Consider the following 23,954-nt stretch of genomic DNA (forward strand, 5'->3'; position numbering starts at 1 on the left):
GAGCCTAAGTAAAATGACAAAGAAAGTAGCCATTTTAGGAGCGGGTTCTTGGGGAACCGCTTTAGCAATGGTATTAGAAGAAAATGGACATGATGTTCGCATATGGAGTCATAAAGCAAAACAAGCAGATGAAATCAATTTTAAACACACCAATAAATTTTATTTGCCTGCAGTTGTCTTAGCAGACAGTATTAAAGCGACTCATCATATTGAAGAAGCAATTAAAGATGTTGATGTGATTGTTTTTGTGGTTCCAACAAAAGCCATTCGTGAAGTCGCTAAGAAAGTTGTACCATTTTTAACTAAGCCAATGGTCATTGTTCATGCAAGCAAAGGGTTAGAGCAAGAGAGTCATAAACGTATTTCAGAAATTTTAGAAGAAGAAATTCCTGAAAGCAAACGCCAAGCTGTAGTAGCTCTATCTGGACCAAGCCATGCGGAAGAAGTAGCACTTAAAGATCTAACAACTATAACTGCAGCTTCAACAAATGAAGATGCGTCTAAAGTCGTACAAGAATTATTTATGAATGATTATTTTAGAATTTATACCAACGATGATATTATCGGTGTTGAATTGGGTGCAGCTTTAAAAAATATTATTGCAGTAGGAGCCGGAGCACTTCAAGGATTAGGTTATGGCGATAATGCAAAGGCTGCTTTAATGACTAGAGGGTTAGCTGAGATAAGTCGTTTAGGTGTTGCTTTTGGTGCAGATTCAATCACTTTTCTTGGTTTAAGTGGTGTGGGTGATTTAATTGTCACTTGTACAAGTACCCATTCTAGAAACTGGCGAGCTGGTCACATGTTAGGCAAAGGAAACAGCTTGAAAGAAGTTCTTGAAAGTATGGGAATGGTTGTAGAAGGAATTGCAACCACTAAAGCAGCATATGAATTAGCTCAGGAAAAAGGAATTGAGATGCCAATCACTGCAGCAATTTACGAAGTATTGTATAATGGAGCTAAAGTCGAAGATATTATCGTCTCATTGATGCAACGAGAAGGAAAATCTGAAGCATAAGGAAAGAAATACCTATTATCTAAATCAATTGGAGGAATAAAAGACATGCAAAAAGTACGTAAAGCAATTATCCCCGCAGCAGGATTAGGAACACGATTTTTACCAGCAACAAAAGCTATGGCTAAAGAAATGCTGCCAATTGTAGACAAACCCACGATTCAGTTTATTGTAGAAGAAGCAATCAATTCAGGGATTGAGGATATTTTAATTGTCACTGGGAAAAGCAAACGCCCTATTGAAGATCACTTTGACTCAAATCCAGAATTGGAAGCTAATTTAAAATCTAAAGGAAAAATGGAACTTTTAGAATTAGTCGAAGAAACAACCGGCTTAAATTTATTTTTTGTTCGTCAATCGTATCCAAAAGGATTAGGTGATGCAGTCTTACAAGCTAAAGCATTTGTGGGAAATGAACCATTTGTTGTTATGCTTGGAGATGATTTAATGGAAGATGAAGTTCCACTAACCAAACAACTGATTAACGGATACGACAAAACCCATGCATCAAATATTGCCGTAATGAAAGTGCCTCATGAGGAAACCTCTAAATACGGAATCATTGATGTTGAAGGACAAGTAGACGAAACAACTTATAATGTTCGTCGTTTTGTTGAAAAACCAAATCCAGAAGATGCACCAAGTGATTTAGCGATTATCGGACGTTACTTATTAACGCCTGAAATCTTTGATATTTTAGAAACACAAGAACCAGGTGCTGGAAATGAAATTCAATTAACGGATGCAATCGATACTCTAAATAAAACACAACGCGTTTTTGCACATGAATTTAAAGGAACTCGTTATGATGTTGGAGATAAATTTGGCTTCTTGAAAACAAGCATTGAATATGGTCTGAAGCACCCTGAGATAAAGGATTCTTTAAATGAATACATTATTGAATTAGGAAAAAGATTAGAAACTGAATAATTTACACTAATTAAATCACAAAGAAGTGAACGAGAATTCGTTCACTTCTTTGTGGTTTAATGCCCTTGAACAAGACCTATTAAAAGTAACACCTATATGCTATACTGGTTAGTAAATGTTACTTTAGAGGAGGATTGCATATGTCTGAAATTGGAAATCAAAAGGCGACGATTATAGAAGTTATTCCAACAAGTGAATTCTATTTTAAGCGTGGAATTGCTGCATTTCAAAAAAATGAAATGGATCGTGCAAAAAAATACTTCTCACGAGCGGTAACCTTATCAAAGAATGAAGAGGAGAGTATTTTTGCCTCATGCCAATTAGCTATTTGTTATCAACATACTGGTGAATATGATGAATCAATTGAAATTTTAGATGAATTAATTAAAAGTAGCGGCGATATTTTTGCAGAAGCCTACTATTTCCAAGCCAATAACTATGCTTTTTTAGAAGACTTAGAACAGTCATTACTATTAGTAGAACAATACCTGACTCTAGATCCAGATGGTGACTTCGTTGACGAAGCATCCGAGTTGCAAGAGACGCTAAAAATGGAATTAAATGAATTTTAAGAACGAATGCTCATTCACTTCTAATTTGTAAGCAAATAAATAGCAATTCTTTTCAAAAAGATGTAAAGTAAGATGAAATGATTAAGGAAAATGAGGGATTATACAATGGAAATAGAAGAAAAAATTTATGACGTCGTTGTTATTGGAAGTGGCCCAGCAGGAATGACAGCTGCTTTATATTCTTCAAGATCAAATTTATCTACGCTGATGTTGGAACGTGGAGTACCCGGCGGACAAATGATCAATACAGCAGAAATCGAAAATTATCCTGGATTCAATAGTATCGTTGGACCTGAGTTGTCTGAAAAGATGTTCGAAGGTTCTAAACAATTTGGAGCAGAGTATGCATATGCTGATGTTCAAGAAATCCAACAAGGAACAGAATACAAAACAATTATTGCAGGAAAAAAAACCTTTAAAACTCGTTCAATCATTATTGCAACTGGTGCAGAACACCGAAAATTAAATGTTGGTGGCGAAAATGAGTACAATGGTCGTGGTGTTTCTTACTGTGCCGTTTGTGATGGAGCTTTTTTCCGTAATAAAGAGTTAGTAGTTGTTGGCGGAGGAGACTCAGCTGTTGAAGAAGGAACTTATTTAACTCAATTTGCTAAAAAAGTTACGATTATTCATCGTCGTGATGAGTTAAGAGCCCAAAAAATTCTTCAAGATAGAGCTTTTAAAAATGAAAAAGTTGATTTCATTTGGGATTCTACCGTAGAAAATATTTATGGTGATGACAACAAAGTAACAGGTGTCAAAGTTAGAAATGTTCACACAAGTGAAGTCAAAGAATTTCCTGCAGATGGTGCATTTATCTATGTTGGTATCTTGCCAAATACAGATAAATTTAGAGACTTAGGTATTACGGATGAAGAAGGTTGGATTCCAACTAATGAAACAATGGAAACTTCACAACCTGGAATTTTTGCTATCGGAGATGTTCGCTTAACTCCTTTGCGTCAAGTTGCAACAGCTGTTGGTGATGGCAGCTTAGCTGGAAATGCTGTTTTCCACTATGTTGAGAAACTGAAGGAAAGTTTAGAAGCAAAAGCGATTAGTTCAAAATAATAGCAAAGTAAAAATAATGATTTGAAAAAGCCACAAAAAAGAAACAAGAGAAATCTTGTTTCTTTTTTTGTGGAAATAATTGTTATCTATAGAGATTAATTTTTGTAATTAGAATGGTTATTAAATCAAAAAGTCAACTGACCATTTGAATTGAAATGTGTGCCAGGATGAATAAGAAGTGGTATACTTATAAGGGAAGCGTTAACGAAAAAAAATACAACTAATTATGTAAAGGGTGAATTGAAATGAGCTGGAGAGAGACTTATCAACTTTGGGAAAATTTTAATGATTTAGAAATTGAATTAAAAGAAGAATTAAAATCTTTGAAAGATGATTCGGATACATTAGAAGATGCATTTTATGCTCCTCTTGAATTTGGAACGGCAGGCATGCGTGGAATCATTGGTGTGGGTGTTAATCGTATGAATGCTTACACAGTAAGACAAGCAACAGAAGGACTAGCTCGTTTTATGGACAGTCTTGGAGATGAAACGCAAAAACGTGGAGTCGCAATCGCTTATGATTCAAGACATAAGTCTCCAGAATTTGCTATGGAAGCAGCAAGAACACTTGGAGCACATGGAATTCCAGCTTTTGTTTTTGAAAGTCTTCGCCCGACACCAGAATTATCTTTTGCTGTTCGTCATTTAAATGCATTTGCAGGAATCATGATTACTGCAAGTCACAATCCAGCTGAGTACAATGGATACAAAGTGTACGGAGAAGATGGCGGACAAATGCCACCTAAAGAAGCAGATGCTTTAACAGACTATGTTCGTAGTGTCGAAAATATCCTTGAAATTGATGTGTTATCACAAGAAGATCTTGAATCACAAGGATTGCTTACGATTATTGGAGAAGATGTAGATAGTGAATACTTAAAAAACGTGAAAAAAGTTACGGTTAATCCAGAGTTAGTGAAGGAAATGAGCAAAGAGATGAAATTAGTCTATACGCCACTTCATGGAACTGGAAAAATGTTAGGTGAAAAAGCTTTAAAAAATGCCGGGTTTGAATCTATTTACCTTGTTCCAGAACAAGCTGAAGCAGATCCTGATTTCTCGACAGTTAAGTCTCCTAATCCCGAAGAACCTGGTGCATTTGAATATGCAATCAAGTTAGGTAAAGAAATTGATGCTGATGTATTAGTGGCAACAGATCCAGATGCTGACCGATTGGGAATAGCTGTTAAAACTGCAGAAGGTTATTACGAAGTGTTAACTGGAAACCAAATTGCCAGTTTGATGTTGCACTATTTATTGACTGCACATAGAGATGCAGGAACGTTGCCTGGAAATGGTGTCGTGCTTAAATCGATCGTTTCGAGTGAATTGCCTACCGCTATCGCCGAAAGTTTTGGTGTTAAAATGGTAAATGTTTTAACTGGATTTAAATTTATTGCTGAAAAAATTAAACAATATGAAACAGATAACAGTCAAACATTCTTATTCGGCTTTGAAGAAAGTTACGGCTATCTTGTGTCGCCATTCGTACGAGACAAAGACGCTATTCAAGCCCTTGTGCTGATTGCAGAAGTAGCTGCTTATTATAAACAAAAAGGTGACACATTATATGACGGATTGAAACAAATTTTCCATAACTATGGTCACTTTAAAGAAAAAACAATCTCCATCAGCATGCAAGGAATCACTGGAGCTGAAAAAATCAAAGCATTAATGGTGAAATTCCGTGAAGAGTCACCAAAAGAATTTGCTGGAATTGAAGTCGAATACGTAGAGGACTTTTCACTCGCTAAACGTACGCTTAATGATGGGACAACTGAAGATATTGACATGCCTACAGCCAACGTCTTGAAATACAAATTAGTCGACAACAGTTGGATTGCTATCCGTCCTTCAGGAACAGAACCTAAAATTAAATTTTACATTGGTGCATGTGATGATTCAGGAGTAGAGATTGAAAATAAAGTCATTCGTCTTGAAGAAAGCATTAATTCAATCGTTAACGAATAAAAAGACAGCAAAAAAACAACGCAAAGTAGTTTAAATTGCGTTGTTTTTTTTTTTTGCTGTCTAAAAAATGTAGTATCTTTAGCAACTTGACTAAGGAATGATTAAGTTTTAAGGAAAAGCTTGAGATAACTATACACGACACACCCGGCATGCTATAATGATTTAGGTGAAGTCCAAAGAACCAAAAGAAAGAGGCGAATAAGATGGTAGATAGTCTACAATTAGTCATTCTTACTGGAATGAGTGGAGCAGGTAAAACTGTGGCAATGCAGAGTTTTGAGGACATGGGTTATTTTTGTGTGGACAATATGCCGCCAAGTTTACTGCCGAAATTTTGGGAACTCGTTAAAGAATCTGGCAAATTAACAAAAATTGCTTTAGTAATTGATTTACGTTCCAGAGCCTTCTTTGAAGAAATCGTAACAGCTTTGGAATCAATGGATAATACCTCTTTTGTGACGACAAAAATAGTTTATTTAGATGCAAGTGATGAAGAATTGGTCTCGCGTTATAAAGAAACACGACGTACACATCCTTTAGCAATGAATGGACGTCTGATAGTAGGAATAAAAAAAGAGAGAGAATTGTTAGAAGACATAAAAGGGCGAGCTCAACTTGTAATTGATACAACGAAATTGACGCCGCGACAATTAAGAGAAAAAATTAATAGTAATTTTAAAACCGTCGATACAGAGTTGTTCAGAATTGAAATGGTATCATTTGGTTTCAAATATGGCTTACCAATTGATGCAGATGTAGTGATGGATGTTCGCTTCCTACCTAATCCGCATTATATCGATAATTTAAGGCCGTTAACAGGCCAGGATAAGCCTGTTTATGACTATGTAATGAAACAACCAGAAACAGAAATTTTTTATCGTAAATTCACAGATCTGTTAGAGTATATTTTACCAGGATACAAAAAAGAAGGTAAAAACAATGTTACCATTGCTATCGGGTGTACGGGTGGAAAACATCGCTCAGTAGCTTTAGTAGAACGGATTGCTCAGAAAATTGAAATCGATGGGTACCCTGTTCATGTTACTCATCGCGATAAAGGAAAGGTTAAAGAATCGGTGAATCGTTCATGATACAAGAAAGAAAGAAGCATAGACCTAAAATTGTGGTTATCGGTGGAGGTACCGGGTTACCCGTTATTTTAAATGGTTTAAAATTAAAAGAAGCAGATGTAACAGCCATTGTGACTGTTGCTGATGATGGAGGAAGCAGCGGAACGTTAAGAAATTATGCCAATATCGTTCCGCCAGGAGATATTCGAAATGTGCTGATTTCACTTTCTAATATCCCGCCTGTTCAAAAAGGAATTTTCCAATATCGATTTGATACAAATGATAACTTTTTAGCAGGACATTCAATTGGGAATCTGATCATTGCGGCCATGTCTGAAATGAGAGGGAGTATTTTTGAAGCCATTCAATTATTGTCTAAAATGATGTTAGTGGATGGACATGTTTACCCAGCAGCAGAAGAACCGTTAACACTGCATGCTATTTTTGAAGATGGGTCTAAAATTTCAGGCGAATCAAAAATTGCCAAAGAAAGAAAAAAAATAGAACGTGTCTATGTAACAACAGTAGAAGATAATCATAAAGCTAAAGCTTCTAGAAAAGTCATTGCAGCTATTCATGATGCTGATATGGTCGTTTTAGGACCTGGAAGCTTGTTCACGAGTATTTTACCCAACTTAATGATCGGTGATTTAGGGGAAGCAGTCAAAGAGACTAAAGCAAAAGTTGTTTACATTTGCAATATCATGACTCAACTTGGCGAAACCGAAAATTTTACGGATGCTGATCACATATGCGTGCTGCATCAACACTTAGAAAAAAAATTCATTGATACAGTTTTAGTCAATATTGGGGAAGTTCCAGAAAATTATATGGATGCCGAACGCTATAATGAGTATTTAGTACAAGTAGCTCATAACTTTAAAGGATTAGCTGAGGAAGTTCCTTCCATTATATCGGATGATTTCCTTGAATTAAGAGACCAAGGAGTCTTTCATAATGGGACAAAAGTTGTGGATGAATTATTTAAATTGGCTTTTGACAATAGACGGTTGGAAAAAAGAAATGCTTATTAACTAAATAAAGAATAGAAAGGAGGTTACTTTATGTCTTATGCTTCAGAAGTAAAAAAAGAATTAACTCAATTAGAAGTTCATAGAGAACACGCCAAAGCTGAATTAGCAGCTTTGATTCGCATGAATGGAACAGTTGGGTTAGTAGATAAAAAATTTATTTTGAACGTACAAACTGAAAATGCAGCTATCGCAAGAAGAATCTATGTGTTGCTGAAAGATCATTTTGATGTTGAAAGTGAATTATTGGTTCGGCGGAAAATGAAATTAAAGAAAAATAATGTATATATTGTTCGGTTAAAACAAGGTACTAAGGAAGTGCTCTCAGATTTATCTATTATGGAAGGGATGTCTTTTCATAGTCATGTTTCAGATGAAGTAATGATGAATACTCAAAAAGTAAAATCGTATTTACGAGGCGCTTTTTTAGCAGGAGGATCCGTGAACAACCCAGAAACTAGTCGTTACCATCTTGAGATTCATTCAAGTTATGAAGAACATAATGATGATATTTGTCAAATGATGAATCAATTCGATATGAATGCACGTACATTAGAAAGACGCAATGGGTATATTACTTATTTGAAAGAAGCAGAAAAAATTGCAGATTTTTTAGCGTTGATTGGCGCAACAAGCGGTATGCTTAAGTTTGAAGATGTACGAATTATCAGAGATATGAGGAATTCAGTAAATCGTTTGGTCAATTGTGAAAATGCCAATTTAAATAAGACGATTGATGCGGCAAGTAAACAAATTGAAAGCATTAAATTTATCGATGAGATGATTGGATTAGATAAAATTCCAACAAAACTAAGAGAAATCGCGCTTGTGCGTTTAGAATACCCAGAAGTAACGCTAAAAGAATTAGGAGAAATGATCCCTAGCGGAACGATTAGTAAGTCAGGAATCAACCATCGCTTGCGCAAGTTGAATGAGATGGCAGAAAACTTAAGAACTAAGGAACGTACAAGATCCTTTGTAGGCAATTAAAAAGAGGAATAGATAAAGATATGCAAGAAATATCGCGGTTCGAAGAGAACTGTAGACTTCGTCAGTCTATAAATTCTCCTTGTTTTTTCATTATAACTGGGCTACACTGTAATAGTTGGTATTTTGACGATCGTCAGAATAGGACAGCTTCTTAAATAAGTTCGTTTGAGTATAGCAGTCCCCTTAGTGTAATGGATATCACGCAAGATTCCGATTCTTGAAATGGGGGTTCGATTCCCTCAGGGGGCATTTAAGTATGCTAATGATGGTGGGATAACAAAACTTGAAATGTGTGTCGTATCATTACCACATACGGTTGAAGAGAATACATGTAAAATTCAGACCCGAATTTCGTGGGAATACTTACGATTTTTGGATCTTTTTTTCTATCTCATTTGTTCTATGTTATTTTTTGGATTTTCAGTGACTTGAAGTTTTAATAAAATTGCTAATCGATTTTTAGAAGCGGAACGAAAAGGTAGAGCATCTAAAGGAAACGAATTGGACTTATTTTACAAATGGCTGTATAATTCCAACTGTTAAAAAACCATTATTAAAAGGCTATATAGTTAGTGTATATCATTTGGGTGAAAGTATAAGCTGATAGCCCGTTATGGAAGGATCGATTATTGAAAATGAAAGAAAATTTTTGGCAAGATTTGCCACGTCCGTTTTTTATATTGGCACCGATGGAAGATGTAACGGATGTCGTGTTTCGCCATGTAGTAAGTGCAGCAGGCAAACCAGATGTATTTTTTACAGAGTTCACAAATGCTGTTAGTTATTGTCATCCAGAAGGACGTGATAGTGTCCGTGGTCGTTTAACATTTACTGAGGACGAACAACCGATGGTAGCTCATATATGGGGAGACGAACCAAAACACTTCCGCCAAATGAGCATTGGTATGGCAGAACAAGGTTTTAAAGGAATCGATATTAATATGGGCTGTCCGGTACCGAATGTAGCAGGTAAAGGAAAAGGTAGTGGCCTTATTCGCCGAGCTGCAGTTGCTGCAGATTTAATCCAAGCAGCAAAAGCAGGAGGGCTACCGGTAAGTGTCAAGACCCGATTAGGTTATACAACTATCGATGAATGGCGTGATTGGTTGACACACGTTTTTGAACAAGATATTGCCAATCTTTCTATCCATTTACGAACAAGAAAAGAAATGAGTAAAGGCGACGCACACTGGGAAATGATTTCAGAAATCAAAAAATTACGTGACGAAATTGCACCTCAAACACTTTTGACAATCAATGGAGACATTCCGGATCGCGAAACTGGGTTGAAGCTGGTTGAAGAATATGGTGTGGATGGTGTTATGATTGGGCGAGGTATTTTTCACAACCCTTATGCGTTTGAAAAAGAACCAAAAGAGCACAGCAGCCAAGAATTGCTGAATTTGTTTAGATTGCACTTAGATCTTTTTGATAAATATACCGTTGATGAACCTCGTGCATTCAGACCACTTCGCCGCTTTTTTAAAATCTATGTTCGTGGTATTCGTGGAGCAAGTGACTTAAGAGTGCAGTTGATGGAAACAGAAACAACTAATGAAGCTCGCGTATTACTTGATGAATTTGAAGAAAAAAATCAGGATATCTTAGGAGAATAAAAGAATATCACTCATTAAAAGTATCTTTTTTGTGATGGATAAAAGAAAAAATAAGTCATAACTATCTGTAAGCTTTTAATTTTTTGAATAAACTATTTATGTTATAATTATTTTATTCAAAATGATTGAATTTTATTAAAGATTTAAAGATTATTTTTGTGATTAGAGGATAAATTCTAATCACTTTTTTTTCAAAGTTAGCAAACGAAAAAAATTGACCTTTTTTGACCAATGGAGTAAAATACACTTAGTAACTCATAGTGTGAATCATTTAGTTACGCTATAAAAGAAATGAACAATTGAGGAGGAAACAAATTATGAATTTAGTCCCTACAGTAATCGAACAGTCATCTAGAGGTGAACGTGCCTATGACATTTATTCGCGTCTTTTAAAAGACCGCATTATTATGTTAAGTGGTCCAGTAGACGATGATCTAGCAAATGCTGTAATCGCTCAGCTGTTATTTTTAGATGCACAAGACTCTGAAAAAGATATTTATATTTATATTAATTCTCCAGGTGGCAGTGTAACTGCTGGTTTAGCGATTTTTGATACAATGAACTTTATCAAAGCAGATGTACAAACTATCGCAATGGGAATGGCGGCTTCAATGGGTAGTTTCTTATTGACAGCTGGTACAAAAGGAAAACGTTATGCGTTGCCGAATGCTGAAATCATGATTCACCAACCATCGGGCGGATCTCAAGGGCAAGCTACGGAAATTGAAATTGCTGCTCGTCACATCCTTAACACACGTGAACGCTTGAATAAAATTTTATCAGATCGTACAGGACAACCAATAGAAGTCATTCAACGTGATACAGATCGTGATAATTATATGTCTGCAGAAGATGCGAAGGCTTATGGTTTGATTGATGAAATCATGGAAAATAGCTCAGCTTTAAGCTAAAACGTTTAGATGAGATTCGTCTAGCTAAGTATTTCAATTGAAGAGTAAAGAAAAAAGAGATTGGAGCAACGCTTTAGTCTCTTTTTTTTGCTCCATTGGTCAGTAGGAAAACTAAATAAGTCAAATCCATTTAATTGATTCAATATTATCTGTATAATGAAATCATTAAGTAAATAAAGGAGGATATTTAATGGATATTAGCAACATTAAAACAGACAAAGTGAATACAACCCATGGAATTAAAATTGGAAGTGATGATGCTCCAGTTAAGGTAATCGAATTTATTAACTTAAAGTGCCCCTATTGTAAAATGTGGTATGAAGATTCAAAAGATGTACTAAACGAATATGTTTCTGCTGGGAAAGTGCAACGAATCATTAAACATTTTGATAAAGAAAAACCGAGTTTGAAAAAAGGGAATATCGTGCACCGTTATTTAGATTATTCAAACCCTGAAAAAGCGCTTAAAGACATTGATTTCTTTTTTGCTCACCAAGAAGAGTGGGGATATTTAGAATCGTTTGATGCTATAGCTGCTTATGTAGTTGAGAAAAGAAATTTATCCATACAGTCAAATGAATCAGTAGCTCAAGAAATTATTCAAGAAGCAAACCAAGCAAATGTTGTATTTGTACCAACCGTGTTTATTGATGAAGAGATTTTCGATGAACATATTACGCAACAAGAACTTAAAAACTTGATTGAAGCACGCCTTTAAGAAATCGCTTGTAAAAAAACAGGTCTTTTACACAATTTTAATGAAAAACTTATAAACATAACAGTTGAAAGATGAATAGATAACTGGTACAATTATTGTTGTGAGAGATGGCAATAGTGCTTCGTTTAGTGCAGTTGTTGAATGATAAGAAAACAAGTACAGGAAACTGAAAGTTTGATTTTCATTTTTGATTCTCTTGTTTTTTTAAGTAACAATGGTCGCTGAACGACTGACGCGGTCACAAAACGACCAGATGGAAAGAGGTCGCTTATGCAAAATGTATTATCTGTTATCGAAGAAGTCATTCCAGATATCATGTATAAACTTCAGAATCGTTACCAAATTTTGCGCAATGTTTTTTTATTAGGTCCAGTTGGAAGAAGAGTCGTATCTGAACGTATGGGAATTACAGAACGTGTTTTACGTACAGAATCAGAAGGCTTAAAGAAACAAGGATTGATAAAAACTTCAAAAATGGGCATGGAGCTGACTGAAAAAGGCGAAGCCGTTTATCACCAACTAGATCAGTTAATGGGACAACTGTTGGGGATGAAAGAGAAAGAGAAAAAACTCGCTTCTTATTTGGAGATTGAACACTGTGTAATTATTTCTGGTGATGTAGATGAACAGTCGAAATTACATGAAGAGATGGGCCGTGCTGCAGTAGAAGCATTAGACTTTTTACTTCCAGAAGGCACTAATATTATTGCTGTTATGGGTGGTACTACTATGGCAGAAGTGGCAAATCAAATGAATGAAACTCTTTCACGCAAAAGAAAGTTAATGTTTGTTCCTGCCAGAGGTGGATTAGGAGAATCGGTCGATATTCAAGCCAATTCTATTAGTGCTTTAATGGCACAAAAAACGGGTGGCGAAAACCGTGTTCTTTATGTTCCGGAACAAGTAAGCGTAGAAACTTATAAACCGCTATTACAAGAACCGGGAATAAAAAAAACACTCAAGTTGGTTGATGATGCGAATTGTGTTCTATATGGCATCGGAGACGCTAAGCTTATGGCAGAACGCAGAGGGATGAATGAAGAAGTTCTAGCTCTGATTGAAACTAAAGCAGCAGTTGGGGAAGCGTATGGAGAATTTTACAATCAGTCTGGTGGAGTGGTGTACAAAATACCACGCATTGGTTTGCAATCTGATAAATTAGCAGATATTGCTAGTGTGATGGTAGTAGCTGGTGGTAAGTCCAAAGCAAAAGCAATTGAGGCTCATATTAAAAAAGCACCACGTCATACGTGGCTCATCACAGATGAGGGTGCTGCTAACGAGATTTTAACAGGGATAACCCTTTAAAATAAATATATTGCATGATTCCTAAAGGAGGAAATCTATTTATGACAGTTAAAGTAGGTATCAACGGTTTTGGACGTATTGGACGTCTTGCATTCCGTCGTATTCAAGAATTAGAAGGTATTGAAGTCGTAGCAGTTAACGACTTAACAGATCCAAAAATGTTAGCTCACTTATTAAAATATGATACAACACAAGGACGTTTCAACGGTGACGTTGAAGTTAAAGATGGCGCATTTACTGTTAATGGTAAAGACGTTAAAGTTTTAAGCAACCGCAACCCAGAAGAACTTCCATGGGGAGAGCTTGGAGTTGAAATCGTATTAGAATGTACTGGTTTCTTCACTACTCAAGAAGCTGCTGAATTACACATCAAAGCAGGAGCTAAAAAAGTTGTTATTTCTGCACCAGCTACTGGTAACATGAAAACAATCGTTTACAATGTAAACCACGAAACTCTTGACGGTTCTGAAACAGTTATCTCAGGTGCTTCTTGTACTACTAACTGTTTAGCTCCTATGGCTCAAGTATTAAATGACAAATTTGGTATCGAATTAGGATTAATGACAACTATCCACGCTTACACAGGTGACCAAAATACATTAGATGCTCCACATCCAAAAGGCGACTTCCGTCGTGCTCGTGCTGCAGCAGCTAATATTATTCCTAACACAACTGGTGCTGCTAAAGCAATCGGTGAAGTATTACCAGAATTAAAAGGTAAATTAGATGGAGCTGCACAACGTGTTCCTGTTGCTGCTGGTTCATTAACTGAATTACAAACAGTATTAAGAACAAAAGTAACTGCTGAAGAAGTAGATGCAGCAATGAAAGCAGCTGCTAACGAATCTTACGGATATACTGAAGATGCAATCGTTTCTTCTGATATCTTAGGAATGTCATTCGGTTCATTATACGATGCAACACAAACGAAAGTTATCACTGTTGGTGACAAACAAATCGTTAAAACTGTTGCTTGGTATGACAACGAAATGTCATATACTTCACAATTAATTCGTACTTTAGAATACTTTGCTAAATTAGGTTAATCTTTAACGAGAAACTTAAATTAGGATAGAGAATAGTAAAAAGCGGGGAGGCAGCGCGCTTCCTCGCTTTTCTTTTTTCAAAGATTAGTATTTACACATAATCGCTCTTTAGAGGAGGAACCTTAATGGTAAAAAAAGTTGTAACTGATTTAGACCTTAATGGTAAAAAAGTTTTAGTACGTGCAGACTTCAACGTTCCAATGAAAGACGGAGTTATTACTAATGACAACCGTATTCAAGCAGCATTGCCGACTATTCAACACGTGATCGAACAAGGTGGAAAAGTTATCTTATTCTCTCACTTAGGCAAAGTAAAAACTGAAGAAGATAAAGAAGGCAAAAGTCTTCGTCCAGTCGCTGAGCGTTTAAGCGAATTATTAGGAAAAGACGTTACATTTGTACCTGAAACACGCGGCGAAAAATTAGAAAGTGCTATTGACGGCTTAAATGCTGGTGATGTATTAGTATTTGAAAACACGCGTTTTGAAGATATTGATGGTAAAAAAGAAAGCAAAAACGATCCTGAACTTGGCAAATACTGGGCAAGCTTAGGCGACGTTTTCGTTAATGATGCATTTGGTACGGCTCACCGTGCACATGCTTCAAACGTAGGAGTTGCTTCTAACCTTGAAACAGCTGCTGGTTTCTTGATGGATAAAGAAATCAAATTCATCGGTGGAGCAGTTGACGAACCAAAACGTCCGTTTGTGGCGATTTTAGGTGGAGCAAAAGTCAGCGACAAAATCGGCGTTATTGAAAATCTATTAAGCAAAGCGGATAAAGTTCTTATCGGTGGCGGAATGACTTATACTTTTTATGCTGCAAAAGGCATTGAAATTGGTAAATCATTAGTTGAAGAAGACAAAATTGAATTAGCTAGAACATTGATTGAAAAAGGCGGAGACAAATTGATCTTACCAATTGACTCTGTTACATCTCCAGAATTCAGTAACGATGCACCAACTGAAATTCATGATGGAGCTGTACCAGCTGATCAAATGGGTCTTGATATTGGACCGAAAACAATTGAATTATTCACTAATGCATTACAAGGTGCTAAAACAGTTGTATGGAACGGACCAATGGGTGTATTTGAAATGTCTAACTTTGCTCAAGGAACAGTTGGTGTTTGTGAAGCAATCGCTAATTTAACTGAAGCAACGACGATTATTGGTGGAGGAGACTCTGCAGCTGCAGCAATGCAATTAGGTTTTGCAGATCAATTTACTCACATCTCTACAGGTGGCGGAGCATCATTAGAATACCTTGAAGGTAAAGAACTTCCAGGTGTTGCATCAATTTCAGATAAATAATTCAATTCAATTAGAGAAAGGAAGTTATGTTATGCGTAAACCAATTATTGCCGGTAACTGGAAAATGAACAAAAATGCTACTGAAGCTGCTGAGTTTGTAGAAGCAGTTAAAACAAAAGTCCCTTCTTCTGAGCAAGTAGATTCAGTTGTTGGAGCTCCTGCTTTATTTTTACAATCTTTAGTTAAAGCATCAGAAGGAACAGAATTAAAAATTGCTGCTCAAAACAGCCACTTTGAAGAATCTGGAGCATTTACAGGCGAAATCAGCCCTGCTGCTTTAGGAGACTTAGGAGTAAACTACGTGATCATCGGTCACTCTGAACGTCGTGAGTTCTTCCACGAAACGGACGAAGACGTTAACAAAAAAGCACATGCTATTTTCAAAAATGGTATGGTTCCAATCATTTGCTGTGGTGAAACGTTAGAACAACGTGAAGCTGGAGAAACAAATGAATGGGTAAGCGGTCAAGTTAAAGCTGCAATCGTTGGCTTAACAGAAGGCCAAGTAGCTGAATCTGTTATTGCTTACGAACCTATTTGGGCAATCGGAACTGGTAAATCTTCTACTTCAAAAGACGCAAACGACACTTGTGCCGTTATTCGTCAAACAATTGCAAAAGAAGTTTCTCAAGATGCTGCTGATGCTGTACGTATTCAATACGGCGGTAGTGTAAAACCTGAGAATATTGCTGAATACATGGCTGAATCAGATATTGATGGAGCTTTAGTAGGAGGAGCAAGCTTAGAAGCAGGATCGTTCTTAGCATTATTGGAGGCTGTTAAATAATGACAAAAGCACCTGTAGCCATCATCATCTTAGATGGATTAGGATGGCGTAATGAAATGATGGGTAATGCTGTAGCTCAAGCCAATAAACCAAATTTTGACCATCTTTTAGAAAAATACCCTCATGGTACATTAAAAGCTTCTGGATTAGATGTAGGTCTTCCAGAAGGCCAAATGGGAAATTCTGAAGTTGGACATACAAATATCGGAGCTGGACGCATTGTTTATCAAAGCTTGACTCGTATCGATAAAGCTATTGAAGATGGTGAATTCCAAACGAATCCCGTTTTAAGTGATGCAATGGAAAGTACGATCAAACATCAATCTAATCTACATTTGTTTGGATTGTTATCAGATGGTGGAGTGCACAGTCACATCAATCATTTGATTTCATTGATCAAAACAGCTAAAGAAAAAGGTGTGCCAAACATTTATGTTCATGCTTTTCTTGATGGCCGTGATGTAGCACCTAACTCTGGTATCAAGTATGTTGCACAATTAGAAGAAGCTATTAAAGAAATCGGAGCAGGCGAAATTGCAACTGTTTCTGGTCGTTTTTATGCAATGGACCGCGATAAACGTTGGGAACGTGTAGAAAAAGCTTATAACGCTTTAGCTCATGGTGAAGGCGAAAAAGCAACCAGTGCACTAGAAGCAGTACAAACAAGCTACGACAAAGAAAAATTTGACGAATTTGTTATGCCGACCGTTATTGAAAAAGACGGAAAACCTGTAGCAACGTTACAAGATAATGATTCAATCATTTTCTTCAACTTCCGTCCTGACCGTGCGATCCAATTGTCAAATGCTATAACAGATGATGAATGGACTTTCTTCGATCGTGGACAACGTGCACAAAACCTTAAATTAGTTACAATGACAATGTATAACCCAAGCATCAAAGCTGAAATAGCTTTCCCACCAACGGCATTGAAGAATGTTATTGGAGAAGTTCTTTCAAATAAAGGACTTTCTCAATTGCGTATTGCGGAAACTGAAAAGTATCCACATGTTACTTTCTTTATGAATGGTGGACGTAATGAAGAGTTCCCAGGCGAAAATCGTATCTTGATTCCATCTCCTAAAGTGGAAACATATGATTTGAAACCAGAAATGAGTGCTTACGAAGTTACAGATGCATTAGTGGCAGATATCGAAGCAGACAAACACGATGCGATCATCTTGAATTTTGCTAACCCAGATATGGTTGGACATTCAGGCATGCTTGAACCAACGATCAAAGCGATTGAAGCGGTGGATGAAAACTTAGGTCGCGTGGTAGATGCGATTACTGCTAAAGGTGGATATGCAATTATCTTTGCCGATCACGGTAATGCAGATACAATGCTTACACCTGAAGGGAAACCACATACTGCGCATACAACTGTGCCAGTTCCTGTAATTGTAACCAAAGAAGGCGCAACGTTAAGAGAAGGCGGACGTCTAGCTGATATTGCACCAACGATGTTAGACTTGTTAAACATTGAAAAACCAGTTGAAATGACTGGAGAATCATTGATCCAAAAGTAAAAACCAAGCAAACTATTAAGCGAAAGACAACCATGTAAAAGCTGCAGACTTTGCATGAATCTTTCTATTAAACAAGATTAATAAATAAACTGTCAGATAAGACCTAAAGTGGTTGCATTTGACAAGCAAACTCACTAAAATGTAGCTATGGGCAAAGCCCTGGCACTAAAAATTTTGTACACTCAAAGGAGAGAAATTAAATGCCATTTATTACAGATATTTTAGCTCGTGAAGTATTAGACTCACGCGGTAACCCAACAATCGAAGTAGAAGTTTACACAGAAAGCGGAGCATTTGGCCGCGGTATGGTTCCATCAGGTGCTTCAACTGGTGAACATGAAGCACATGAATTACGTGATGAAGACAATTCTCGTTACCTTGGAAAAGGTGTTTTGAAAGCAGTAGAAAACGTAAATAACGTTATCTCTGAAGCTCTTATTGGATTTGACGTTCGCGATCAAATGGCAATTGACAAAACAATGATCGATTTAGACGGAACTCCAAACAAAGCTAAATTAGGCGCTAACGCTATCTTAGGCGTTTCTATCGCTGTAGCACGTGCTGCTGCTGATTACCTAGATGTTCCTTTATACCAATACCTAGGAGGCTTCAATACTAAAGTATTGCCAACTCCTATGATGAACATCATCAATGGTGGATCTCACTCTGATGCTCCAATCGCATTCCAAGAGTTCATGATCTTGCCAGTTGGAGCTCCAACATTTAAAGAAGCATTACGTTGGGGAGCTGAAATTTTCCACGCATTGAAATCAATTTTGAAATCTCGTGGTTTAGAAACATCTGTTGGAGATGAAGGTGGATTTGCACCTCGTTTTGACGGAACTGAAGATGGAGTAGAAACTATTCTTGAAGCAATCAAAAAAGTTGGTCTTGAACCAGGTAAAGATGTTTATTTAGGTTTTGACTGTGCTTCTTCAGAATTCTACGAAGACGGTATTTACAACTACGCTAAATTCGAAGGCGAAAATGGTGCTAAACGTACTGCTGCTGAACAAGTAGATTACTTGGAAGAATTAGTAAACAAATACCCAATTATCTCTATCGAAGATGGTATGGATGAAAATGACTGGGATGGTTGGAAACTATTGACTGAACGTTTAGGCGACAAAGTTCAATTAGTTGGTGACGATTTATTCGTTACAAACACTGAAATCCTAGCTAAAGGTATCAAACAAAACATTGGTAACTCAATCTTAATCAAAGTTAACCAAATCGGTTCATTAACAGAAACATTTGATGCTATCGAAATGGCTAAAAAAGCTGGTTACACTGCAGTAATTTCTCACCGTTCTGGTGAAACTGAAGATTCAACTATTGCTGATATTTCAGTAGCTACAAATGCAGGACAAATCAAAACTGGTTCATTAAGCCGTACTGACCGTATTGCTAAATACAACCAATTGTTACGTATCGAAGATCAATTAGGCGATTTAGCTGTATACGAAGGTTTACAAGCTTTCTACAACCTAAAAAACAAATAAGAATTTAAGTTAAACTAAATTCTTGAATAGAGAAACACTTCATTAGTTGAGGCAACGCAACTAATGTCCTTAGTGATACTCAATGTTTTTTAAAACCCTCTTTTTTCTACTACAAAGTAGATTAAAGGGGGTTTTTTTGTCGTGTTTTTAGATAGTTTGCTTGAAGAATTTTTAATACACTGTCAACTTAAAAACCTTTCTATGAGAACAGTAGAATCTTATCAAAACAGTATTTTAAATGTTTTAAAATACATGGAAGAAATGAAGGGTATTACTAAATTAGAACAGCTAAAACGTAAAGATTTTCAAGATTATAACTTTTATATGTTAAAGGGTGGCAGAAAAGCTACTCACATAAATGGAATTAATAAGCGAGTGCGTTCTTTCTTTAATTATTTAGTAGCAGAAGAATACTGCGAGGTCAATATACCTAAACAGTTGCCTACCTTGAAGGAACAAAAGCAACTCCTTACAACTTTTAATGTTGAAGAAGTAAAAAGAATGATGAACTTTTACAAGAAAAGAACGTTCCTAGACGCCCGCAACCAAGCTATTTTAGCGCTTATGTTCGATACAGGAATACGAGTAGGTGAGTTGCTAGGAATCAAAAACAGCAACATAGAAAGCAACTTTATACGCGTTTTGGGTAAGGGCGATAAGTGGAGAGTGGTTCCAATCTCTTTATATCTTAGGAAAACTTTTATTAAGTATGAAAGAGAAAAAGAGAAGTATATTAAGCGGTTGAAAAAAGACAAGTCAGAAATTGAGGACTATTTTTTTCTAACTAAGAGCCTTGAAAAAATGGCTTCAACAGTAATGATTGAATATATTGTACGAGATTGTGCGCTAGGTGTAAGTGTGAGAAGTGAAGTAAGAGCAAGTCCACATACGTGTAGACACTTTTACGCTATAACAGCTTTAAAGAACGGGCAGGACATCTTCACAATCTCAAAAATTCTAGGACATTCAAGTTTAAATACTACAAGAATTTACTTGCAAAGTATAACCGATGAAGAAGTTATTACTTTAGCAATTCCTAAAAGTCCACTTATGAATTTGTAACTAATTCGATCCTAAACAACTAAAAAAATAGCAAACAAAAAAACCTACTAAATAGCGGAAACTATTTAGTAGGCACGTGCAAAAGTAAGGATAAAGCTTACTACTGCTTACCTAATCATTTTACATGATTAAGTGCATTCTATCAACAAAAAAGAATGTAGGCATTAGTATTTTAATATACTTTTGTCTATGTTTTTTTGTTTCAACCGTCCGCATGGCTTCATTCTAGCTACCATACGGACGTTAAAGGGACAACGAACCCAACGTGCTAGACTTTGTAAAATCGTTGCGTATGGTACTATCGAAAGGTACTAGGCGGAGACTGCCTTCTATCTACCATTTTTATGTAAAAGGTCTGGAGGTCACTTGATTTAGGTGGCTGTCTTTCCTTTGTCACTAGGCTAACCTTTAAACGGGTTACAGCGGTGTTTTTATAGGCTTTGACCGGAAGTAAACTCAAAGTGTGGCAAAAGGTTTTGCGGGGCAAGTGACGCATAGAAAAGACGGCTAAAGGCTATACTATCAACATTCTAGTAAAGTTTTCATTCTTTACTAGGGTAAGTCTACCTATCAGCCCTACAGGCTAACAATCAAACAACAACAAAGACAAACAACCTACACAAGAAGGATATAATGGGACTGTAATGAAGCTAAATGAATAAGCTTAGAAAGAGTGAGCAGAAGTGTGGAAAGCCTTAAAGCGTCAAAATATGACTTTTAGAGCAAGTTGAGTAGTTTTTTTAAAATAAATATTAAAAAAATAAAAAAAGATTTTATGTATTTTGCATATGTGAAAATTAAACAAAAAAATTCGTTGACCCATTGGTAAATATAAGTTCTTGATAATTTGTTTTTCACAATCCTTGTTTTTTTACCACTACATATAGTGTTAAATGAATATGCCAATAGGAAAACCACTATATATAGTGGTTTATTTATTTGCCAGTAAGAGAGAATAATAGTATGATAACACTAGGTTGAATGAGAGATTGGTTTGGCGACTTTTGGTAAAAAGGGAGCTAGACAAAATTAAAAATTTAATAGATACATTAAAAATTTGGCAAAAAAAAGAAATGGTTTTATACGTATTAAAAGCAACAAGAGAAATAACAGTTATTACTTTTTACGTTACAAGAATTATTATTCTATTACTAACAAAATTTTTTTAAATCAATAAAAAAAGACACCATTGTTAAAGCTAGGGAGCTTAACGGTGTCCGAGTATAAATTAACCAATTTGTCGCTTAACTTAAATTCAATCTACTAAAAGACTCGGTTGCACGGGTCTTTTTTTTTATTGATTTAAACTAACTTATAAACAAAGTATATCTGTAACAGAAAACTGTGTCAAGATATAAGCAAAAATAGTTAGCTTATATCTATTATAGCATTGTACAAAAAAATCAAAAAATGTTGGTTCTAATTTATTTATTACAGGGTACACATAAAAATGAAAATAGTGGTCTCTAATTCTATTATAGCATTGTACAGAATTAAAAGAGAACTAATCCTATACAAAACTTCAAAAGAATCAATTTGACCAAGTAGCAAACGTTGATACAAAGCGTGTACGAGAGAACTTGAGAAAAGGCTTACATTGTGTTATAATAGGGGTAAGTTAAGTAGCAGTTAGTATATAACTTTTATCCAATTTAAAATGAGTTGAAGCCGAGGGATACTTATAGGCTTTGGCTTATTTTGATGTATATAAAAATGAAAACAAGTATGAAAACAAGTAACAGCAATAACATTGAGAAAAGGGGAACATTAATGACAGCAGAAGAATACAGGCAAAAAAGAAACAATGACTACTACTTTTGTTATTCATGGTATCAGCAGGACTTTTTAAAGGAAAAGGGTTTATTTTTTATTACGTCTGCTTATTCAATAGGTGGGAACAATGATCGCTTCTACTTATTTGAAAAGACACCAGAATTACAAGAAGCTTTAAAAGAATATCAAGAAAAAAGTAAGAAATTAGGCTTTGAAAAAGGGTATCACAGTAAGAAATAAGACCTTTCTTTTGACACCATCTGTCAAACAATCGCAAGCGATTCTTAGACACCTGCGCCCAAAAGAAACAAAAGGCGCAATAGACTAGTAAATAAATTTAATAATAGTGAATGCAAGTCTTTTGCTTCTTTTGGGCTGTAGGAGCGGTTGGCTTTGCGTAGCAAAACAATAGCGGATACAAAAGAAGGGTCTTTAAAACTAGAGTGAATTAATTAAGGTACACATAATCACTCTAGTAGATATGTTTTATATATACAGGAGTGATTATGTGTACCTTAAAATAAATAATAAAATACCGTATACATACGGAAAAAGGAGAAATTTTAAAATGACAGAACAAATTTTAACAAAAGCAATAGCAGTGGAAATGTATGGAACAGACAAACAAAAAAGCTATTTTAAGAAATATAAAAAGCTTCAAAAAACTATGGAAGAAGCTTTACTTAAAACATTGGAACAAGAATTTAATTCAGAAATTGAGAAAGTACCAGCGCCAACAGGGCGTGGAATTTGTTATAAAGTTGGTAAAAAATATGATGAAGTAAAAGAACGTGAGGACGGCAGGGCAACAAATGGAGTATGGAGTATCGACTACACTAAAAACATGGATGTAATAGTTGTGTCAGCTTTAGAACAAGACCTTGTTTCCTATGACGCTCAAACAATGCGTAAATGGTTGCTTGATTTTAAATTAGTCAATAGAGAATTATTTGATTTAATGGGTACAAAGTTTAATAAAGAAGCAGAACTTCAACATGTTAAAGAATTAATAAATAAAAACATATTAGAGTATGAAGAAAAGCGTATTATAAAAGACTATTTAGACTTTACAAAAGAGTTGCAAGGACAACTAGAAAGCACTTTAAAACGTATGAAGAAAGCTAACATTATACGTTTTTGGGAAGTGCAAAAAGCAAAATTAACAAATGGTGAAGTAATCAATATTCATGAATCAGTCGTTAAAAAAATTGACAATCAAAAACGTAAATTAATGAATGAGTATAACGTGGAGGCATTCGAATATGAATACCTAACCAACAAAGAAGAGGTTAAAACAGTTAAAAGATTGTTTTCAGAATTTTTAAAGAACGATATTACAGATGAAAAAGGAAATCATATTGCTATTGATTTTTATTGGACAGCACATGCAATTACTTTAAAGGCTACAAAAAAACGTATACTAACATACTTAAAAAAGTATAACGTGGAAGGGCTGGAAGCTTATAAAACAAATCAAATTAAATTTGTAAAAGATAATCAAATAGACTTTACGGCTGGAAGACTGGATAGAGTTGTAAAGCTTGCACAAGACAAAGAAGATAAGTTTCGTCTAAAGCACCCGCACGACAAGATGATGGGTAAGAGAAAACCTATTGAAGACGAATTTAAGTTTGATACTGATTATTATGCCTTATTTTTTAACAACCTATATGTGAAAAGAATCGAAGAACTAGAAAAATATTACGGACAAAAATTTTTAGAAGCCTAGAAAGGAGG

The 23,954-nt window shown here is 35.7% G+C and carries 20 protein-coding genes and 1 tRNA gene; all 21 read left to right on the forward strand.

The features are described 5' to 3' along the window. Window positions 1–13: 13 nt before the first annotated feature. The 21 genes from BLT48_RS10690 (at window position 14) to BLT48_RS10795 (ending at window position 23,946) form a co-directional block, all read left to right on the forward strand. On the forward strand, window positions 14–1,018 hold the full coding sequence (locus tag BLT48_RS10690) for an NAD(P)H-dependent glycerol-3-phosphate dehydrogenase (RefSeq protein WP_035021422.1): 1,005 nt from the start codon (window positions 14–16) through the stop codon (window positions 1,016–1,018). A gap of 45 nt (window positions 1,019–1,063) precedes the next feature. Then, window positions 1,064–1,945 (forward strand): UTP--glucose-1-phosphate uridylyltransferase GalU, encoded by an 882-nt coding sequence (gene galU, locus BLT48_RS10695; protein WP_035021423.1) that lies wholly within the window; start codon window positions 1,064–1,066, stop codon window positions 1,943–1,945. A 140-nt stretch (window positions 1,946–2,085) separates the two neighbouring features. Next, window positions 2,086–2,517 carry a tetratricopeptide repeat protein gene (locus tag BLT48_RS10700; protein WP_035021424.1) on the forward strand — a complete coding sequence of 144 codons (432 nt, stop codon included), beginning with the start codon at window positions 2,086–2,088 and terminating at the stop codon, window positions 2,515–2,517. A gap of 105 nt (window positions 2,518–2,622) precedes the next feature. Further along, entirely contained in the window at window positions 2,623–3,588 is a 966-nt protein-coding gene (gene trxB / locus BLT48_RS10705) for a thioredoxin-disulfide reductase (protein WP_089977849.1), read from the forward strand. Window positions 3,589–3,833: 245 nt separating this feature from the next. After that, window positions 3,834–5,561, forward strand: coding sequence for a phospho-sugar mutase (locus tag BLT48_RS10710; RefSeq protein ID WP_035021427.1), 1,728 nt, complete (start codon window positions 3,834–3,836; stop codon window positions 5,559–5,561). A 203-nt stretch (window positions 5,562–5,764) separates the two neighbouring features. Next, a complete protein-coding gene (gene rapZ, locus BLT48_RS10715) occupies window positions 5,765–6,652 on the forward strand; it encodes an RNase adapter RapZ (RefSeq protein WP_035021428.1) in 888 nt (295 codons plus the stop codon). Continuing rightward, complete coding sequence (mgfK, locus tag BLT48_RS10720) at window positions 6,649–7,665, forward strand: gluconeogenesis morphogenetic factor MgfK (RefSeq protein WP_035021430.1); 1,017 nt, start codon at window positions 6,649–6,651, stop codon at window positions 7,663–7,665. The genes rapZ and mgfK overlap by 4 nt, the downstream gene beginning before the upstream one ends. A 30-nt stretch (window positions 7,666–7,695) precedes the next feature. Continuing rightward, window positions 7,696–8,652, forward strand: coding sequence for a DNA-binding protein WhiA (whiA, locus tag BLT48_RS10725; protein ID WP_035021431.1), 957 nt, complete (start codon window positions 7,696–7,698; stop codon window positions 8,650–8,652). Window positions 8,653–8,829: 177 nt separating this feature from the next. Further along, a tRNA-Arg gene (locus tag BLT48_RS10730) sits at window positions 8,830–8,901 on the forward strand. Window positions 8,902–9,287: 386 nt separating this feature from the next. Then, on the forward strand, window positions 9,288–10,268 hold the full coding sequence (locus BLT48_RS10735; protein WP_089978761.1) for a tRNA dihydrouridine synthase: 981 nt from the start codon (window positions 9,288–9,290) through the stop codon (window positions 10,266–10,268). 317 nt (window positions 10,269–10,585) lie between these two features. Beyond that, the gene (gene clpP, locus BLT48_RS10740; RefSeq protein WP_035021433.1) at window positions 10,586–11,179 is read left to right on the forward strand and encodes an ATP-dependent Clp endopeptidase proteolytic subunit ClpP; all 594 of its coding nucleotides are present in this window, start codon (window positions 10,586–10,588) and stop codon (window positions 11,177–11,179) included. Window positions 11,180–11,369: 190 nt separating this feature from the next. Continuing rightward, window positions 11,370–11,897 carry a DsbA family protein gene (locus BLT48_RS10745; protein WP_035021435.1) on the forward strand — a complete coding sequence of 176 codons (528 nt, stop codon included), beginning with the start codon at window positions 11,370–11,372 and terminating at the stop codon, window positions 11,895–11,897. Between the two features lie 270 nt (window positions 11,898–12,167). Beyond that, complete coding sequence (locus BLT48_RS10750; RefSeq protein ID WP_089977852.1) at window positions 12,168–13,205, forward strand: sugar-binding transcriptional regulator; 1,038 nt, start codon at window positions 12,168–12,170, stop codon at window positions 13,203–13,205. A 41-nt stretch (window positions 13,206–13,246) separates the two neighbouring features. Beyond that, complete coding sequence (gene gap / locus BLT48_RS10755) at window positions 13,247–14,251, forward strand: type I glyceraldehyde-3-phosphate dehydrogenase (RefSeq protein WP_035021437.1); 1,005 nt, start codon at window positions 13,247–13,249, stop codon at window positions 14,249–14,251. 125 nt (window positions 14,252–14,376) lie between these two features. Continuing rightward, window positions 14,377–15,564 carry a phosphoglycerate kinase gene (locus BLT48_RS10760; protein WP_089977856.1) on the forward strand — a complete coding sequence of 396 codons (1,188 nt, stop codon included), beginning with the start codon at window positions 14,377–14,379 and terminating at the stop codon, window positions 15,562–15,564. Window positions 15,565–15,595: 31 nt separating this feature from the next. Next, on the forward strand, window positions 15,596–16,351 hold the full coding sequence (tpiA, locus tag BLT48_RS10765) for a triose-phosphate isomerase (RefSeq protein ID WP_035021441.1): 756 nt from the start codon (window positions 15,596–15,598) through the stop codon (window positions 16,349–16,351). Then, window positions 16,351–17,880, forward strand: a complete 1,530-nt coding sequence (gpmI, locus tag BLT48_RS10770) for a 2,3-bisphosphoglycerate-independent phosphoglycerate mutase (RefSeq protein WP_089977860.1) — start codon at window positions 16,351–16,353, stop codon at window positions 17,878–17,880. The genes tpiA and gpmI overlap by 1 nt, the downstream gene beginning before the upstream one ends. Window positions 17,881–18,080: 200 nt before the next feature. Beyond that, on the forward strand, window positions 18,081–19,382 hold the full coding sequence (eno, locus tag BLT48_RS10775; RefSeq protein WP_089977863.1) for a phosphopyruvate hydratase: 1,302 nt from the start codon (window positions 18,081–18,083) through the stop codon (window positions 19,380–19,382). A 141-nt stretch (window positions 19,383–19,523) separates the two neighbouring features. After that, window positions 19,524–20,444, forward strand: a complete 921-nt coding sequence (locus BLT48_RS10780; protein WP_089977866.1) for a tyrosine-type recombinase/integrase — start codon at window positions 19,524–19,526, stop codon at window positions 20,442–20,444. A gap of 1,713 nt (window positions 20,445–22,157) precedes the next feature. Next, on the forward strand, window positions 22,158–22,457 hold the full coding sequence (locus tag BLT48_RS10790) for a hypothetical protein (RefSeq protein ID WP_176944116.1): 300 nt from the start codon (window positions 22,158–22,160) through the stop codon (window positions 22,455–22,457). 268 nt (window positions 22,458–22,725) lie between these two features. Next, window positions 22,726–23,946: a hypothetical protein gene (locus tag BLT48_RS10795; RefSeq protein WP_143019114.1), complete on the forward strand. Its 1,221-nt coding sequence runs from the start codon at window positions 22,726–22,728 to the stop codon at window positions 23,944–23,946. Window positions 23,947–23,954 lie beyond the last annotated feature (8 nt).

The organism is Carnobacterium viridans (assembly GCF_900102725.1).
Classification (GTDB): Bacteria; Bacillota; Bacilli; order Lactobacillales; family Carnobacteriaceae; genus Carnobacterium_B; species Carnobacterium_B viridans.